This window comes from Nonomuraea sp. NPDC004580, from assembly GCF_040609855.1.
In the GTDB taxonomy this organism is placed as follows: domain Bacteria; phylum Actinomycetota; class Actinomycetes; order Streptosporangiales; family Streptosporangiaceae; genus Nonomuraea; species Nonomuraea salmonea.
Genome location: NZ_JBEXLH010000002.1, coordinates 382,031 through 399,063, shown reverse-complemented (window position 1 = coordinate 399,063; position 17,033 = coordinate 382,031). Strand labels below are relative to the sequence as shown.

The window sequence follows — 17,033 nt, the reverse complement described above, 5'->3', positions numbered from 1 at the left end:
TACCCGCGCTTGATCACGGGAGGAGGCGGCGTGCGAGTCGTTCGGCGTTGAGGGCGTGGATGGCATCGTCGACGGCTTGCCGATCGGTGAGGTCGATGCCGCGGTCGGCGAGGGCGGCGGCGATCTGTCTGGCGGGCCCCCAGGAGGTGTCGTCATCGAACGCCTGCTGGAACTCGCGAAGGTGGTCGTCGACCGCGTCGACCACCGGGGTGATCCAGCGTGCATCGACGCCGCGACGGCCGAGGGCGTAGGCCACCCACCGGCGCAGGACATCGGGAAGGGCCGCGCGCTGGTCGTCGTCGAGCACGGCCCTGCGGGGCAGCCAGTCGGTGAGCAGCAGCATGACCTCGGCCGGGCTCCAGGCCAGCGGGCCGGAGATCATGTAGCCCTCGCCGTAGTCCAGGAACAGCTCGGCCAGTGACCTGCTCACTTCGTCGTCCAGATGGTTGGCGGTGGCGAACTCCTGGATCAGGCGGTGGCGTTCGGCTTCGGGCAGGTTGTCCCGTTCGGGGCGGGCGGGCAGGTGGTCGCGGCAGCGTGACCAGGCCAGCGCCCGATTGTCGACGAAGTCCTCGTCGTCGTTGCGCGGCCAGGTGATATCCGTGGTGCGCAACGCGTCGGCCAGGTCGGCGAGCACCTCAGCCACCGGAGCCTGGTTGATCGGCATGGGCACCTCGTCGGATTCGTGCCGCTGGTCCCACTGCGCGGCGGCGCCGGGTTCGAGGGCCGCGATCTTGCCGATCATCAGCCCCCCGGGCTTGAGTACCTGGGCCATCAACGTGTGGGGATGCGGGCCGTCGTAATCGACGAGCAGCACCTGTTCGCTGTCCCACACGTCCACCGCTCGCCACGCCGATGCCGGGGTCCATGCCGTGCCCGCGGATGCGGCGGTGTACCAGGGAGGCAGTGGCTGCGTCTCGGCCAGGATGTCGATCGTCTCGGTCAGCATGGTGACGTCGGTTGCTGGTGCGACCCGGGCCAGCGCGGCGATCGCGGCCAAGCCGTACGGTGTGGGCTTGGCGCATGCCCGGCCGGTCACCTCCATGCACAACCGATGCTCGGCCTCGCGTTCGCCCAGCTCCGCGGTCACCCACGCTTGACCGAGCCAACTGCTGGCCCAGACCTCGGCCATCAGCGGATCGGTCAGGCCGGTGAGCTGCCGTGCGTCACGCAGCAGCAGGTCAGATCGGCGCGGTGGCAGGGGCGAACGACGGACCGGCTTGCTGCCGGTGGCCTTACGGCGGCCGCGGCTCTTGGGCATGCTCCAGTTCATCACACCCGGCGACCACGCCGCAGGTGTCAGTGATGTGGGGGATACAGGCGCTCGAGTCGGTCGGTGTGGACGGCATAGATGAAGGGGCCAGGACTGCTGGAGGCGGCGAAGATGGGCTGTTGGTTGGTGATGAAGCGTTCGGCGTAGGCGGCGGACGTGAGATCGCCGCGGGTGATGACGAAACAGCGGGCCTGATGCTCGATGACCGCGGCGATCTCTGCTTGCCGGTAGCGGATGCGTTTGTCTTTCATGAGGACGGCCCAGCCGAGCTTGGCGCTGTCTTCGATCCAGCGGGTGTCCTCGATGGTCTCGTCCTGGGGGACGCCGTAGTGTTCGGCCAGGGTGATCAGGTCTCACCCGGCTTCACGTAGCAGCTTGGGCACCGCGACCCGGCCGAGACTGCGATCGACGAAGAACCTACGCGGCTGTTCGGGTGGCGACACGCAGGACATCCTCGATCTCGTCGCGGGTGAGCCCGTACTCCTCCGCTACGACATCGACGGGCTCTCCGGCCCGGAACAGGTCGATCGCGTCCTCGATCTTGGCGCCCCCGCGGGCGAATCGGGGCCGGCCGAAGGCGTGGCGGGCATCTATCGTGACCTCGGCGACGCGGTATTGCGGAAGGGTGATCACTTCGGCGTATCCGTCATGTGCGAAGTGCACGCGGCGCAGGTAGTTCTGCACGATCTCGGTGAAGACTCGTTGATTGTTGCGGACGACGACCAGTTCGCGGGCCGAGTCGTCGCCGACGTGCTCGGCGTAGTCGTAGAGGACTTCGGCGCCGTCGGTGAAGAGCCGGCGGCTGGCCAGGGCGTGTTCCAGGCCGAGCTCACGCTGCAATGCGTCGATCGCCGGCCGGATGCGCTGCAGTGGTACGCCAGCCTGCCGGAACGCGGCCAGGGCATAGCCCTCGGCCAAGCCGATGAACGGCACGGATGCTTCGTTCGGCCGCTCTGCCCGGGTGGCGGTGATGACCGGCTTGGCGCGGATCGCGCGGCCGTCGTGCTGACGGCGTTGGTAGCCGAAGGCCCAGTTGGTGAAGGTGGAGGCGGGGATCGCGAGGTAGCCGGCAGCTTCGGCGATGCCGTACAGCGGCGTGGTGAACCGATCGATGGCCATGCTCACCTCCTGGATCACGTCGTTGAGCCTCTCCATGATGCCTCATGGTGTGGTGCCGTAGGCGGCGCATTCCTGCGTCAACTAGATATGTCCTCTTTGTTCGACAGCTGGGTCCAGCACAAGGTCATCAGTCCGCGATCTTCTCGCCGTCATTCGAAGGACGGGCCGTTGCGGTTCGCCCTCTACGCGCGGACCTCCACCAAGGATTTCCAGGATCCCGTCTCCTCGTGCGGGTGGCAGCGCGAGGCGGCGCAGATCCTGGTCACGGGTCGGGGCATGATCGTGGCTGAGTTCGTATATCGGATATTCGCGGCGGTTACCGTGGAGCGAGCGGCCGCAGTCCGCCGAACCCCTGATGGCTTTGACCGATCCGGGCCGTGGCTGGGACGCGATCGTGGTCGGCGAGTACGAAAGAGCGTTCTGCGGGGATCAGCTCACGCAGCTTCTGCCGCTCCTTCAGTCCTATGGCGTCCAGCTGTGGATGCCGGAGGCGGGTGGGCCAGTAGATCCGGAGAGTCCGACGCATCAGGCGTTGATGCTGTTGCTGGGCGGGCAATCACAGCGGGAGGTGCTGCGTGCCCGCTACCGCGTGCTGGCCGCGATGCGAAACCAGGCTGCCGACCAGGGACGCTTTCTTGCTGGACGGCCGCCGTACGGCTACCGCTTGGTAGACGCGGGTCCGCATCCGAACCGGGCGCACGCCCGCTGGGGACGCCGTCTGCGCCAGCTTGACGCCGACCCGGCCACGGCACCGCACGTACGGTGGATGTTCGCGCAGCGACTGGCGGGCGTCAGCGTGGCGGGGATCGCCCGGATGCTGAACGAACGCGGCGTCCCGTGCCCCTCGGACGTGGATCGCCAGCGCAACCCACACAGGTCTGGACATGCTTGGACGCTACGGACCGTCGCTGCGATCCTCAGCAATCCGCGCTATACCGGTCGCCAGGTCTGGAACCGCCAGAACAGCGGCGCCACCGATGCAACGGCGCGCGGCTGGAACGCTCCTCAGGAGTGGGCGATCTCGACGAAGCGGAGCCATCCGGCACTGGTCAGCGACGACGATTTCGTCGCCGCGCAGGCGATCCGGGCTACTCGACCCACCCAGGACGGCAGTCCGCGCGTCTATCTGCTCGCGGGCCTCGCTATCATGCACGGCTCAGATGCTGGGGACTATCGGCCGGATCGGGAGGCCGCCGGTGGCCAGTCGATTCCCCCGGCTTGGCATCCTCCCTGAAGCAGAGAAAATTGCTCGACACGCTAACGAGCGATTCGCAGACCCACGGGGGTTTGAACATTATGTAAAAGGTGTGCGTCCCGATGATTTAGATGCATACGTTGATGGCGTCCTTGAGGGCGTAGTCCCGAACGTTGAGAAAAGATACCTCGACCGAGGTCGCATCGGATACTGGGATCCGGACAAGAAGGCCGTTATCATCGAAGAAGGTGACGGTGGTACGGTGTTTACGCCAACGGAAGGAAAGACGTACTTCGATGAACTCGACTGAGAGGAGTCCACGCCCAAGGCAATCTATGCATCTAACGCCTGAGGAGTTTCGCATACTATTTCAGATCACAAAGGAGTCTTTCGGTCTGCCTGCAGCGATACTGGATGACATCGGTGTACAGAGAAGCGATGTGGAACTTCTCGTAACTCTCATGAGAGCTATCAGGGCGCGCATGGAAGGTGTGTCATCAGTTTGGATGCACCTACAACCAGAGGTAGATGAAGGGTTCCCTGCCCAGCCCAATGTGAGTTATAGCCAACTGCCGACAGGTCTCGCCAAGGAGATCGATGCGATACTGCCATCTCGCCTTGGTAGCGGGTGGCGAAAACTAGCAGAATCAGTAGTATCCTCGTTGGGGCAACGTGAGCTCTTTTTGCGGACAGGCTTTCATGGCAGCGAAGTTGCAGCTACGCTAGACCGCCTGTCATTTGGCAGCATAGACCCTGACGAGTAAGGCGATGGCGGCCCCACAGTGGCGGCATTAGAAGTACCGTCAAGAAACACGGCCATTCGCCGTAGCTTTTGTTGATAGGACCCTCTGATGTTCGGGGCCGATTCAGCGACTCATGCCTGGTCGCGGTCGACGCCTCGGCTGGATGGCGGACGGTACACCGCGCGCTGGCCCCGTTCACGTTGCCAGCCGGACGTTGGGCGGGTCGGCCCGTCGCCCTGGGCGGCCGGGTCGCGCTGGCGCTGCGCTGCTCGGCGTGGGCAGCGCGTTCGACGCTACGCTGATCGGGCGGCAGGTCGGCGCGGCGCTCGTGTTCCTCCTGCCCGGCGGCGAGCTCCGCGCCAGCTGGTGCACGTACCGGGCCTGGGCGGAGCTACTGGACGGCGGCGTCGACGTCGCGGGCGGAGGCGTCGGGCTGGGCAGAGTCGAGGTCAGGATCCCTCGGGCCGACCTTCCGCCGCCTCCCACAAGGCCACCAGGAGATTGTCCGCGTGGAGTACCTGATCAATCGCCTGCACGGCTGGACGGGACAGGAAAGCGACGCCATTCCCGGCGCGGGAGGTGCTGCTGTGGCTCACGTGCGCGATGCTTGGCCAGACCACGACCCGTGAGGTCGCCCACGGACTCGAACCAGACCCCTACACATACCTGATGGTGGTGAGGATCTTCGCCGAGTACATCGCCGGCGAAGGGGCTCTACGCCATCGCTGAAGGACTTACGAGCGATGGGATCCCGTGCCCGTCCGCCTACGATCCTGGCCGCAATCGCCACCGCAACACGCTGGCCTGGGGGAAGAGCGCCGTACGTGTCATCCTCACCAACCCGCGCTACACCGGTCGCCAGGTCTGGAACAAGCAGCGGAAGGACGAGGTCCTCATCGACGTGCAGGACGTCGCCCTCGGGCACATGACGAAGCAGCGCCGGAACCCGCGAGACAAGTGGATCTCGTCCGACCAGCTCACCCATGAGCCGCTGGTCAGTACCGAGGACTTCGAGCAGGCATAGGCGATCCTGGCCAGTCGCGGACGAGGCCCGGCCGTCCACAAGCCGCACCCGACCCGCCGCCCCTACGCCCTGCGCGGCGTGCTCTTCTGCGGTTACTGCAAGCGCCGGATGCAGGGCAACTGGAACAACGACCAGGCGTACTACCGCTGCCGGTACCCGGCCGAGTACGCCATGGTGAACAACATCGATCACCCCAAGGTGGCCTCTTTTCGCGAGATCGACCTGCTCGGCCGGCTCGACGCCTGGCTGGCCCGGGTGTTCGAGCCCGGCCGGCGTGAGCAGACGATCAAGACTCTCGCCGAATACGGCCAGGACGCCTGCACGCCGGACAGCGCCTTGGAGACGGCTCGCTCGAAGGTCGCCGAGTGTGATCGCAAACTCGCTCAGCATCGGGCGGCGCTCGAAGCCGGAGCCGATCTGGGAATCGTCACCCAATGGATCGCCGAGACCCAGACGCAGCGGGTGGCCGCTCAAGCTCAGCTACGGGAAGCGAGCGGGGCGCGGCGGATGAGCAGGAAGGAGATCGACGCGCTGGTGACGTCTCTTGGGGACCGCGTGGCCGCTATAGGAACGCCGATCCGAACGATAAGGCTGACATCTACTCACAGATTGGACTCAAGTTGAGCTACCGACCCCAGAAACAACTAGTGGAGGCTCGGGTTGAACCCGGCCTCCACATGTGCGTGCGGTGTGTGTCCGAGGGGGGACTTGAACCCCCATGCCCATCACTGGGCACTAGCACCTCAAGCTAGCGCGTCTGCCTATTCCGCCACCCGGACTTGGTGCCTGCACGCGAGACCGTCATCCCGCGTCGGCTCCGTAAGGTTAGCAAACTCTGAGCACTGAGTCATACCGAGAAACCGGCGAGGGGGCGGGATGGGGAGATCGGGGGCTCGGGAAGGGGGTTCCGTGGGGCTTGGGGGAGGGGGATGGGGTGGTTGGGGTGGGTCTGCGTACGCGGGAGTTGGGGATTTTCTGGCCGTCGGCTGAAAAGTGCTTGCGGCAACTTTGGGTGCTGCTACGGTTACGGATCGTTGAGGGGTGAGTCCACGGACCGGCCTCACATCGTGAGGCCGGTTCTGGAGCTTTGGAGGGCACATGACGCGCGAGGCGGACAGGCAGGTGCGGGCTTCGGCCCCGGCTGCTCGCCGCCCGCGTGTCGCCATCTCAGCGCAGGGCGTGACCATCGACCGGGCGGACCGGATGGCGCGGTTCGCGGCCGGCGCCCGGCGAGTCATCCTTCGTGCAGCCGCCACCGGGGCCCTCGTGGCCGCAGGGTGGCTGCTCGCTGTTCTGTTCGGCATGCTCACCGCCGCTCCGGCGGCCGCGGAGACCACCGCGGCGACAGGGGCGGCGGCAGAGACCGGATCCCAGGCTTCGGAGGCCGGCTCTCTTGATGAGACCGCGTCCCAGGCTCATCGTTCACTCACCAGCCCCGTGACGGCGTCAGTCAACGCCGAAGCCATGGCGGGGCGCACGGTCGACGGCCTCAACAGCCAGCAGGATCCTGGCCTGCCGTCACCGTCCAGCGCCGGAAAGATCCTGGACACCAACGGTTTGGTGCCCAACGGCGGTGGCAGCGGGCCGTTCGGGTCCGTTGCGGGGGACGTCGCGAGGTCCGCTTTCGACCCGCGGCTCGAGGCCGGTCGCGCACCTCTGGCGCGCCTGCTTCCCCCCGTCGTCCGCACAGCGGCGGACGACCCCTCTTTCTCACCTGACTGATCCCGCGAAGGTCCGGGGCGCGGGCCGGCCATAGCCCGGCCGCCCACCGGACCCCGAAGAGCGCGGCTTCCCGGATCGAGCTCTCCGGAGCGAGCGCTGCTTCCCAGTACGAACGCGGCGGCGAAGCGTACCGGTTCACCGGTAGCGCAGGCGCATCAAGGCGCCACCGCAGCTCGCCGCCCGCGGGTGAAACCAACGTCAGTTCACGCGGTTCGCGCATCCCCTGGGTCTCCCGCTGCACGCGGTGACAACGCGTGGAACGCACGGCGTCTTAACAGCCGTGCCCCGGGCAAGGCGCGCGCAACCGATTCACATCATCCCCCCAGAACCACTAGGAGCATCCATCATGCGTACGTGGGCGAAGGCATCGAGCCCTGCTGCTCTGCTGGCCGTGGCCGTCATGTCGTTCGGCGGCGGCACCGCGCTCGCCGACACCTCCGGCAACGGGTCCGTCGGCGGCGGCAACCAGGTCGACCTGCCGATCTCGCTGCCGATCGACATCAGCGGCAACGCGATCGCCGCCGTCGGCAAGTCGGAGGCGACCTCGCAGGGCGGCGCGGAAGTCGTCAACACCGGCCGTAACGGCATCCCCAACAGGACGTCGGGCAACGGCAGCGTGCTGGGCGGCAACCAGGTCAACGCGCCCATCAGCGTCCCGGTCAACGCGTGCGGCAACGCCGTCTCCCTGATCGGCAAGTCCGACGCGGGCTGCAAGGGCGGCTCGACCGTCCGCACCCACGGCAAGGGCGGGGCCGGCGGCAACCGCACCTCGGGTGACGGCAGCGTGCTCGGCGGCAACCAGATCACCGCGCCCATCTCGGCCCCGATCAACGCCTGTGGCAACGCGGTGGCCATCTTCGGCGACGCGACCGCGGGCTGCAAGGGCGGCGCGACGGTGCACAACACCGGCAAGGGCGCGGGCGGCAACCGTACGTCGGGCAACGGCAGCGTCCTCGGCGGCAACCAGGTGGTGGCGCCGGTCAGTGTGCCGATCAACATCTGCGGCAACTCGGTCGCCGTGGTGGGCCGGGCGTTCTCCGGCTGCCAGGGCGGCTCGTCGGTCACCAACAACGGCGGGCCGGGCCACCGCTACCACACCCGCCACCAGGCGCCGGGGTCCAGGGGCAACGACACCGACGGGCGCTTCGGAGCCGGGAGCGGCAACCAGGTCATCGCGCCGATCAGCGTGCCGATCGACGTCTGCGGCAACGCCGTGGGCAACGCCTCGGCCGGGTGCCGCGGCGGGTCGAAGGTGGAGCAGTCGGGGCAGTCGGGCGCCGGTGGCAACCGCACGTCGGGTGCGGGCGGCGTCCTGAGCGGTAACCAGGTGGTGGCGCCGATCACCGCGCCGGTCAACGTCTGCGGCAACGCGGCGGCGGTGGTGGGGCACGCGTTCGCCGGGTGCAAGGGCGGCGCCACGGTGAAGAACTCGGGGCGGGGCGCGGGCGGCAACCGCACGTCGGGCGCCGGCGGCGTGCTGGCCGGCAACCAGGCGGTCGCGCCGATCACGGCCCCCGTCAACGCCTGCGGCAACGCGGCCGCCGTGCTCGGCCTCTCGCGGGCGCAGTGCCACGGCGGTGCGAGCGTCCATCCGCAGCACGGGGTCGGCGGCGGCAACAACCGCACCTCGGGTGCGGGCGGCGTGCTGAGCGGTAACCAGGTGGTGGCGCCGATCACCGCGCCGGTCAACGTCTGCGGCAACGCGGCGGCGGTCCTCGGCGACGCGGCGGCCGGCTGCCTCGGCGGCGCCCGGGTCGGCAAGCCGGGCCACCAAGGGCCGAGCAGGTTCGACCGCTTCGCCCGTACCACGACCAAGTTCGCGTCGGCCAAGGGCGGCCTGCTGCCCATCGCGCCCGCCCTGCCGGTGCTGGGCGGCGGCGGCCAGGAGGTCGGCGCCGCTGCGGCCGGCCTCGCCCAGGGGCTGCCCGCCACCGAGGTCACCAAGCACCTGCCCGGCGCCGGCGACCTGAGCGGCGTCACCCGCGGGCTCGAAGGCGTCGGCAACGTCAAGGAGGCCACCAAGCCCGCCGCGGCCCCGCAGGTCCCCGTCGTCGAGGACATCTCCAAGACCCTCGGTCTGCCCCAGCTCCCCGAGCTGCCCGGCCTGGCCCAGGCCCCGGCCACGCCGAAGCGCAAGCACGCCGCCGCCCCCGCCGACCGCAAGCGCCGCACCGCGTCGTCCAGCCCCATCTCGGCGCTTTCCCCGGCGACCGACCTGGTCGCCTCCACCCCGGCCGGCAGCACCGTCGCCTCGGCCACCCGCAGCCTGCCGATCGGTGGCATCGGCCTCATGAGCGCCGAGCAGCCGGCGGGCGTCACCGGGATGAACAGCGGATCGCTGATCGCCCTCGTGTTCGGCGGCATGCTGGCCGCCTCCGCGACGCTGTTCGCCTCTGCTCGCCGGTTCCGGCTCGGCCGTAAGTAGCAGAAAGGAGGTACTTATCTGAGGTACCCCTACGTTCATCCACTACCTGGTTGAACTTTGCCCGTTCCGGGGGCGCGGCCCGGGGCGGGCAAAGTCATGCCCGGTGGTCACAGGGTGCGGCGGACTCGCATGATCTTTCTGCGCAGGCGTACGTGACGGCTGCCGTCGGGGTGCACCCGCACGCGCGCCAGCTCCCACTGTCCGTACTCTGCGTGTTCGGTCAGCAGTTGACGTGCTGCTTCGCGAGTGAGGTCGCGCGGAATGAAGATATCCATGTAGGAGTAGTCGAGCACAACGATTAGTCTCCAGGGTGGGTCAGGGCGCCTTGCCGCTCGATGAGCCTTATTCTGCGTGCTTGTGGGTGGACCCGGAAGCTAGTGGGTAGCCCGGGGGAAGGAAAATTCCGCGAGTCGGGTTACCTTTCAGTCTGTGCCGACTCCCGGCAGGGGGATTTGCAAGCGAACAGCGAGGTAGGAAGCAGCGTGCCAGCCAAGAACGGCAGCGCCGGCGGAACACGCCTGGTGATCGTCGAGTCGCCCGCCAAGGCGAAGACGATCGCCGGGTACCTGGGGCGCGGCTACATCGTCGAATCGAGCATCGGTCACATCCGCGACCTGCCGGAGAAGGCCGACGACATCCCCGAGAAGTTCAAGGGGGCGCCTTGGGCACGTCTCGGTGTGAACGTCGAGCACGGGTTCGAGCCGCTGTACGTCGTCAACCCCGACAAGCGTTCCCAGGTGGCCAAGCTGCGGCAGCTGCTCAAAGACGCCGACGAGCTCTATCTCGCCACTGACGAGGACCGCGAGGGCGAGGCCATCGCCTGGCACCTCCGCGAGGTGCTCAAGCCGAAGGTCCCCGTGCACCGCATGGTCTTCCACGAGATCACCCCGCAGGCGATCCGCGACGCCGTGGCCAATCCGCGCGACCTCAACCTTCGCCTGGTCGACGCCCAGGAGACGCGCCGCATCCTCGACCGCCTCTACGGCTACGAGGTCAGCCCCGTGCTGTGGAAGAAGGTCAAGCCGAAGCTGTCGGCGGGCCGGGTGCAGTCGGTGGCGACGCGGCTGGTGGTGGAGCGCGAGCGCGACCGCATCGCGTTCACGCCCGCCCACTACTGGGACCTGCAGGCGCTGTTCGACACCGGCAAGGCCGACGAGCGGCCGCGCGACTTCACCGGCACGCTGACCTCGGTCGACGGCAAGCGGGTCGCCCAGGGGCGCGACTTCGCCAGCACCGGGCAGCTCAAGAGCGGCGCCGACGTGCTGCACCTGTCGGAGGCGGCGGCGGGCGAGCTGGCCGGGCGCCTGGCGGGCGTCTCGTTCGCGGTCAAGTCGGTCGAGCGCAAGCCGTACACGCGCAAGCCGTACGCGCCTTTCCGGACGACCACGTTGCAGCAGGAGGCCAGCCGCAAGCTGGGGTTCTCCGCGAAGTACACGATGCAGGTGGCGCAGCGGCTGTACGAGAACGGGTTCATCACCTACATGCGTACCGACAGCATCACGCTGTCGGAGACGGCGGTGGCCGCCGCGCGCTCGCAGGCGATCAAGCTGTACGGCTCCGCGTACGTGCCCGACAAGCCGCGCGTCTACTCCAGCAAGGTCAAGAGCGCCCAGGAGGCGCACGAGGCGATCAGGCCGTCGGGCGAGGAGTTCCGCACGCCGGGCGAGACCGGCCTGTCCGGCGACATGTTCCGGCTGTACGAGCTGATCTGGCAGCGTACGGTCTCGTCCCAGATGAAGGACGCGGTCGGCGAGTCGATCACCGTGAAGGTCGGCGGCAGGTCGTCGGCCGGCGAGGACGTCGAGTTCAGCGCCTCCGGCCGGACGATCACGTTCTACGGCTTCCTCAAGGCGTACGTCGAGGGGGCCGACGACCCGTCCACCGACCGCGACGACTCCGAGAAGCGGCTGCCCAACCTGGTGGAGGGCGACGCGCTCAGCGTGTCGCGCCTCGACGTGGCCGGCCACTCCACCAAGCCGCCCGCGCGTTACACCGAGGCGTCGCTGGTCAAGGAGCTGGAGGATCGCGAGATCGGGCGGCCGTCCACCTACGCCTCGATCATCGGCACCATCCTCGACCGGGGCTACGTGTTCAAGAAGGGCACGGCGCTGGTGCCGTCCTTCCTGGCGTTCGCCGTGGTCAACCTGCTGGAGCAGCACTTCGGCAACCTCGTCGACTACGACTTCACCGCCGAGATGGAGAAGGTGCTCGACGACATCGCCAACGACCGGGCCGAGCGGGAGCCGGAGCTGCGGCGGTTCTACTACGGCGCCGACGGCGACGAGGGCCTGAAGGAGATGGTCACCGACCTCGGTGACATCGACGCCAAGGAGATCAGCTCGTTCCCGGTCAAGGGCACCGACATCGTGCTGCGGGTCGGGCGCTACGGCCCCTACCTCGACCGCGACGGCGCTCGCGTCAACGTCCCCGAGGACATGACGCCCGACGAGCTGACGGCGGAGAAGGCCGAGGAGCTGTTCTCGCGGCCGACCGGTGACCGTGAGCTTGGTCACGATCCGGTGACCGGGCACATGATCGTGGCCAAGGACGGGCGGTACGGGCCTTATGTGACGGAGGTCCTGCCGGAGCCGGCCGCCGACGAGGACGCGCCGAAGAAGCGGACGAAGAAGGCCGACGCGCCGAAGCCGCGTACGAGCTCGCTGTTCAAGACGATGTCCCTCGACACGATCACCCTTGATGACGCGCTCAAGCTGCTGTCGATCCCGCGGCTCGTCGGCGAGCTGGAGGGCGAGGAGGTCGTGGCGCACAACGGGAAGTTCGGCCCCTACCTGAAGAAGGGCACCGACTCCCGCTCGCTCTCCTCTGAAGAGGACCTGCTGACGGTCACGATCGAGCAGGCCAAGGAGCTGTTCGCGCAGCCCAAGCAGCGCGGCAGGGGGCGGGCAGCGGCGGCGGCGCCGCTGCGCGAGCTGGGCGACGACCCCAACTCGAAGAAGCCGGTGGTGGTCAAGGAGGGGCGGTTCGGCCCTTACGTGACCGACGGCGAGACCAACGCGTCCCTGCGCAAGGGCGACACCGTCGAGGACATCACCATCGAGCGGGCCGCCGAGCTGCTGGCCGAGCGGCGCGAGCGGGCGCCCGCGCCGAAGAAGACCACGCGCAAGACGGCGGCCAAGAAGCCCGCGGCGAAGAAGCCCGCGACCAAGTCATAGCTTCGCCGGATTCGGCGGTCATCACGTGGTGGCCGCCGGACGTAGCATCATCAGTGTGTTCGTCCTGATCTTCGCCGGCGTCGTGCTGCTCGCGCATTACTACCTCTGGCGCCGGCTGGTGCGCGGCACCACCGGGCCAGGCCGGGTGCGCGTGTCGCTGACCCTGGCGCTGGTGCTGCTGCTCGCGGTCCTCATGGGGACCTTCATCGGGTCGCGGCTGGGGCTGGAGAGCTGGATCGCCTGGGCGGGCTACGTCTGGCTGGCGGTGATGTTCTACCTGGTGATCATCCTGGCGGTGCTGGAGATCCCGCGGGCGGTCGTGGGGGCGATGCTGCGCAGGCGGGCTTCGGCTCCTCAGCCTGTTGCGGCGCCTGAGCCGGTTTTCGCCAGTGAGGCGGGCGGTGGCACGGCGACCCTGACCGGGGACCCGGCCGGATCCCCGGCCGCTGGTTCCGTGCCGGCTGGTTCCGTGCCGGCTGGTTCCGTGCCGGCTGGTTCCGTGCCGGCTGGTTCCGTGCCGGCTGGTTCCGTGCCGGCTGGTTCCGTGCCGGCCGGTTCCGTGCCGGCTGGTTCCGTGCCGGCCGGTTCCGTGCCGGCCGGTTCCGTGCCCGCTGGTTCCGCGCCGTCCGGTTCCGCGGCCGGCGGTGACATGAGCAGGCGGCTCTTCCTCGGGCGGGCCACCGCGGCGATCGCCGGGGTCAGCGCGGTCGGCACGGTCGCGTACGGCATGTCGAGCGCCCTGGGCGACCCCGTGATCGAGCCGGTCACGGTCAGGCTGCCCAAGCTCGACCCGCGTCTCAACGGCCTGCGGTTCGCGGTGGTCAGCGACATCCACCTCGGGCCCCTCACCGGCATCGGTCACACCCAGCGCATCGTTCGCATGATCAACGGGCTCGAGGCCGACGTGGTGGCCATCGTGGGCGACCTGGTCGACGGCTCGGTGGCCCAGCTCGGCTCGCTGGCACGGCCGCTCAAGGGCCTGGAGTCCCGTTACGGGGCTTATTTCGTCACCGGCAACCACGAATACTTCTCGCCGGAAGGTCCTGAGGAGTGGGTCGAGGAGCTGGGCGAGCTGGGCGTACGCTCGCTGCGAAACGAGCGGGTCGAGATCGCGCACCAGGGGGCCGTGCTCGACCTGGCGGGCGTCAACGACGTCGGCGGCGCGTCGAGCGGCGACGGCCCCGACTTCGCCAAGGCGCTCGGCGGACGTACGGAAGGCCGGTCCACGGTGCTGCTGGCACACCAGCCGATCCAGGTGAGCGAGGCCGCCCGCCACGGCGTCGACCTGCAACTGTCCGGTCACACGCACGGCGGGCAGATCGCGCCGTTCAACCTGGTCGTGGGGTTGCAGCAGCCGGTCGTGTCGGGGCTCGCCACGGTGGACGGCGTGCAGGTCTACGTCACGAGGGGCGCCGGGTTCTGGGGGCCGCCCGTACGCGTGGGGGCGCCGCCCGAGATCAGCCTGGTGGAGTTGCGCAGCTGAATTCGGGGTGCTGACTTCGGGTAATGAAGTGGTCACGTGACGCTTTGATGGCGTAGAGTATCCGCGCGGATACTCTCGGAGGGCGGTCATGGCTTCTTCCCCGGTGGAGCGGGCGTTCGGACAGGAGGTCGCGTCCTGGGCCCGGCGCGGCGGGCTGCTGTTCCGTCAGGCCAGGCGGGCGGCAGATCTCAACCAGAAGGCGCTGGCCAGCGTGAGCGGCACGTCGCGCACCACGTTGTCGGCCTACGAGCACGGCAGGAAGTCGCCGACGCTGGAGACCGCGGGGCGCATCCTCGACGCGGCCGGGTTCGAGCTGGTGCTGGAGGCCAAGGTCGAGTGCCTCGCCCGCAGGACGCGTGACGGGCACACCTTCCACGTGCCCAGTCGGTTGCGGCGGCTGCCGGTCTCGGCGGCGCTGGGCGTCGCGCGGGTGGGCGGGCGCGCGTACGAGCTGGCCGACCGCGACGAGCGGCGGGCCGCCTACACGGCACTGCTGTGCGGCGGCGGGCCCGGCGAGCTGCTCGCCCACATCGACGCGGTGCTGCTCATCGACCTGTGGCGCGAGCTCGACCTGCCGGAGGAGATCGCGGCGGCGTGGCGGCCCCTGGTGGAGACGGCGCGACAAGAGGCCGGAGTGACGCATCAATGAGGTTTTCGCGGGCCTATTCGAGGTGTGTAACCTGCGCCCGGCTCTGTTGTCGTAATACCCTCAGCCACGGACGACCGGGAATATCCGGGCCGTCTCTTGACCACCCCCTTCCGGTCGACACCTGGATACGCTGAAATCATGACTGCCCCTGGCCGGAGTCGCCCGGCCCACGTGCTGGCCAATGCGCCGTTTCGACGGCTCTGGACGGCCATGTCGGTGTGCAGCCTGGGCGACTGGCTCAACCTGCTGGCACTGACCGCCCTCGCGGGCAACCTCACCGAGGGTGACTACCGCGTGCAGTCGCTGGCCGTCGGCGGCGTGTTCGTCGCCAAGATGCTGCCCGCGGTGCTGCTCGGGCCGCTCGCCGGGGTCTTCGCCGACCGGTTCGACCGGCGGCTGACCATGTTCGCGGCCGACCTGGCCAGGTTCGCGGTCGTGCTGTCCATTCCGTTCGTCAACAGCTACCAGTGGGTCATCGTCGCGACCGTCCTGGTCGAGTGCATCAACCTGTTCTGGGTCCCGGCCAAGGACGCCACGGTGCCCAACCTGGTGCCCAAGGCGCAGCTCGAGTCGGCCAACCGGCTCAACCTGCTGGTCACCTACGGCACCGCGCCGGTCGCCGCCATGCTCTTCGCGGCGCTGTCGGTGGCGGGCGACCTGATCGGCGGGGTGGTGCCGTTCCTCACCGGCCACGGCGCGACCGGCCTGGCACTGATCGTCAACGCCTGCGCCTACCTCGTCTCGGCCGTCCTCATCTTCACCCTGCGCGACATCCCCAAGCGCGACGGGGCGATCTCCACGCCGTCCGTGCTCAGGCAGGTCGTCGAGGGCTGGCGGTTCGTGGGCGGCAACCGCCTGGTGCGCGGCCTGATCATCGGCATGCTCGGCGCCTTCGCGGCCGGCGGCGCCGTGGTGGGCGTGGCCAAGATCTACGTCGAGGCGCTGGGCGGCGGCGACGCGGCCTACGGCGTGGTGTTCGGCGCGGTCTTCGTCGGCATGGCGCTCGGCATGTTCTTCGGGCTCAGGCTGCTGCGCGAGCTGTCGCGGCGGCGGCTGTTCGGGCTGGCCATCACCGTCGCCGGGCTCGTGCTGATCGCGATCGCGCTGGTGCACAACCTGGTCATCGTGGTCATGCTGACCGTGCTGCTCGGCGCGTGCGCGGGCATCGCCTGGATCATCGGCTACACGCTGATCGGGCTCGAGGTCGAAGACGCGCTGCGCGGCCGTACGTTCGCCTTCCTGCAGTCGACGGCCCGGGTGACGCTGCTGCTCGTGGTGGCCGTGGCCAACCCGCTCGCGGCGCTGTTCGGGGTCCACGCCCTCGGCATGGGGCAGATCAGCTACCGCTTCGACGGCACCAACCTCGTGCTGATGATCGGCGGGGCGCTGGCCATCGTCGTCGGCCTGCTGGCGCTGCGCCACATGGACGACAGGAAGGACGTGCCGCTGGCCGCCGACCTGATCGCGGCGGTGCGCGGCGAGCGGTTCCCCACGGGGGCCCCCGAGCACGTGCCAGGGCTGTTCGTGGCGTTCGAGGGCGGCGAGGGGTCGGGCAAGACCACCCAGTCGCGGCTGCTCGCCATCTGGCTGCGCGACCAGGGTTACGACGTCGTGCAGACGCGCGAGCCCGGGGCCACCAAGGTCGGCATGCGGCTGCGGGCCATCCTGCTCGACGCCGCGGAGCGCGGGCTTTCCGCCCGGTCCGAGGCGCTGCTCTACGCCGCCGACCGGGCCGAGCACGTCGAGAAGGTGATCAGGCCGGCCCTCTACCGGGGCTCGATCGTGGTGACCGACCGCTACGTCGACTCCTCGCTGGCGTACCAGGGGGCGGGGCGCGTCCTCGACCCGGAAGACGTCTCCAAGGTCAACGCGTGGGCGACCGGCGGGCTGGTGCCCCACCTGACCGTGCTCATCGACACGCCGCCCGAGGTGGGCCTGACCCGGCTCGGCGGGGCCGCCGACCGCATCGAGTCCGAGCCGCTCGAGTTCCACCATCGCGTACGCAAGGAGTTCCGCGCGCTGGCGGCTGCGGCGCCCGAGCGTTACCTCGTGGTCGACGGCACGCTGCCGCAGGAGGCGATCACCCGGCAGATCCATGACCGGGTCCGCGAGATCCTGCCCGACCCGGTGCCGCGCGAGTCCGAAGACGCCACGGGCACCATGCCCGCCATCCGAGACTGACACCCGATCCCTGGCTCAGGCGTACTCGGGGGTGGCGGGCGCGGTT

The 17,033-nt window shown here is 69.0% G+C and carries 13 protein-coding genes, 1 tRNA gene and 1 pseudogene; 10 read left to right on the top strand and 5 right to left on the bottom strand.

Features of this window, described 5'->3' with window-relative positions:
• Positions 1-13: 13 nt before the first annotated feature.
• The 3 genes from ABZW11_RS05075 to ABZW11_RS05065 form a co-directional block, all read right to left on the bottom strand.
• On the bottom strand, positions 14-1,261 hold the full coding sequence (locus tag ABZW11_RS05075; RefSeq protein ID WP_355412784.1) for a hypothetical protein: 1,248 nt from the start codon (positions 1,259-1,261) through the stop codon (positions 14-16).
• A 38-nt stretch (positions 1,262-1,299) separates the two neighbouring features.
• Positions 1,300-1,614, bottom strand: coding sequence for a hypothetical protein (locus ABZW11_RS05070; protein WP_355412860.1), 315 nt, complete (start codon positions 1,612-1,614; stop codon positions 1,300-1,302).
• Between the two features lie 76 nt (positions 1,615-1,690).
• Positions 1,691-2,428, bottom strand: coding sequence for a DUF433 domain-containing protein (locus ABZW11_RS05065; protein WP_355412782.1), 738 nt, complete (start codon positions 2,426-2,428; stop codon positions 1,691-1,693).
• A 319-nt stretch (positions 2,429-2,747) separates the two neighbouring features.
• Between ABZW11_RS05065 and ABZW11_RS05060 the strand changes: the two genes are divergently transcribed.
• The 4 genes and pseudogenes from ABZW11_RS05060 (at position 2,748) to ABZW11_RS05045 (ending at position 5,978) form a co-directional block, all read left to right on the top strand.
• A complete protein-coding gene (locus ABZW11_RS05060; RefSeq protein ID WP_355412780.1) occupies positions 2,748-3,626 on the top strand; it encodes a recombinase family protein in 879 nt (292 codons plus the stop codon).
• Complete coding sequence (locus ABZW11_RS05055; protein ID WP_355412778.1) at positions 3,589-3,897, top strand: hypothetical protein; 309 nt, start codon at positions 3,589-3,591, stop codon at positions 3,895-3,897. Before ABZW11_RS05060 ends, ABZW11_RS05055 begins: the two co-directional genes overlap by 38 nt.
• Before the next feature lie 1,151 nt (positions 3,898-5,048).
• A pseudogene (locus ABZW11_RS05050) lies at positions 5,049-5,354 on the top strand (recombinase family protein); the annotation flags it as partial.
• 78 nt (positions 5,355-5,432) lie between these two features.
• Positions 5,433-5,978, top strand: a complete 546-nt coding sequence (locus ABZW11_RS05045; protein WP_355412776.1) for a zinc ribbon domain-containing protein — start codon at positions 5,433-5,435, stop codon at positions 5,976-5,978.
• A gap of 69 nt (positions 5,979-6,047) precedes the next feature.
• On the opposite strand, the gene ABZW11_RS05040 is transcribed toward ABZW11_RS05045, so the two are convergent.
• A tRNA-Leu gene (locus ABZW11_RS05040) sits at positions 6,048-6,133 on the bottom strand.
• Positions 6,134-6,452: 319 nt separating this feature from the next.
• Between ABZW11_RS05040 and ABZW11_RS05035 the strand changes: the two genes are divergently transcribed.
• Complete coding sequence (locus tag ABZW11_RS05035) at positions 6,453-7,076, top strand: hypothetical protein (protein ID WP_355412774.1); 624 nt, start codon at positions 6,453-6,455, stop codon at positions 7,074-7,076.
• Positions 7,077-7,422: 346 nt separating this feature from the next.
• Complete coding sequence (locus tag ABZW11_RS05030) at positions 7,423-9,501, top strand: chaplin family protein (protein WP_355412772.1); 2,079 nt, start codon at positions 7,423-7,425, stop codon at positions 9,499-9,501.
• 107 nt (positions 9,502-9,608) lie between these two features.
• Here ABZW11_RS05030 and ABZW11_RS05025 read toward each other — a convergent pair whose 3' ends face one another.
• The gene (locus ABZW11_RS05025) at positions 9,609-9,794 is read right to left on the bottom strand and encodes a DUF5703 family protein (protein ID WP_103957247.1); all 186 of its coding nucleotides are present in this window, start codon (positions 9,792-9,794) and stop codon (positions 9,609-9,611) included.
• Between the two features lie 189 nt (positions 9,795-9,983).
• On the opposite strand from ABZW11_RS05025, the gene topA reads away from it, so the two are divergent.
• From topA to tmk, 4 genes are all read left to right on the top strand, one after another.
• Positions 9,984-12,674, top strand: a complete 2,691-nt coding sequence (gene topA / locus ABZW11_RS05020) for a type I DNA topoisomerase (protein WP_355412769.1) — start codon at positions 9,984-9,986, stop codon at positions 12,672-12,674.
• 55 nt (positions 12,675-12,729) lie between these two features.
• Positions 12,730-14,157: a metallophosphoesterase gene (locus tag ABZW11_RS05015; protein ID WP_355412766.1), complete on the top strand. Its 1,428-nt coding sequence runs from the start codon at positions 12,730-12,732 to the stop codon at positions 14,155-14,157.
• Positions 14,158-14,245: 88 nt separating this feature from the next.
• Positions 14,246-14,806, top strand: a complete 561-nt coding sequence (locus ABZW11_RS05010; RefSeq protein WP_355412764.1) for a helix-turn-helix transcriptional regulator — start codon at positions 14,246-14,248, stop codon at positions 14,804-14,806.
• 138 nt (positions 14,807-14,944) lie between these two features.
• Complete coding sequence (tmk, locus tag ABZW11_RS05005; RefSeq protein WP_355412762.1) at positions 14,945-16,987, top strand: dTMP kinase; 2,043 nt, start codon at positions 14,945-14,947, stop codon at positions 16,985-16,987.
• Positions 16,988-17,033: the final 46 nt, after the last annotated feature.

What these genes read in the sequence shown, in the direction of transcription:
- ABZW11_RS05010 (WP_355412764.1), top strand. Translation starts at nt 14,246, where the DNA reads ATGGCTTCTTCCCCGGTGGAGCGGGCGTTCGGACAGGAGGTCGCGTCC.
- ABZW11_RS05030 (WP_355412772.1), top strand. Translation starts at nt 7,423, where the DNA reads ATGCGTACGTGGGCGAAGGCATCGAGCCCTGCTGCTCTGCTGGCCGTG.
- tmk (WP_355412762.1), top strand. Translation starts at nt 14,945, where the DNA reads ATGACTGCCCCTGGCCGGAGTCGCCCGGCCCACGTGCTGGCCAATGCG.
- ABZW11_RS05060 (WP_355412780.1), top strand. Translation starts at nt 2,748, where the DNA reads ATGGCTTTGACCGATCCGGGCCGTGGCTGGGACGCGATCGTGGTCGGC.
- ABZW11_RS05065 (WP_355412782.1), bottom strand. Translation starts at nt 2,428, where the DNA reads ATGGAGAGGCTCAACGACGTGATCCAGGAGGTGAGCATGGCCATCGAT.
- ABZW11_RS05075 (WP_355412784.1), bottom strand. Translation starts at nt 1,261, where the DNA reads ATGCCCAAGAGCCGCGGCCGCCGTAAGGCCACCGGCAGCAAGCCGGTC.
- ABZW11_RS05035 (WP_355412774.1), top strand. Translation starts at nt 6,453, where the DNA reads ATGACGCGCGAGGCGGACAGGCAGGTGCGGGCTTCGGCCCCGGCTGCT.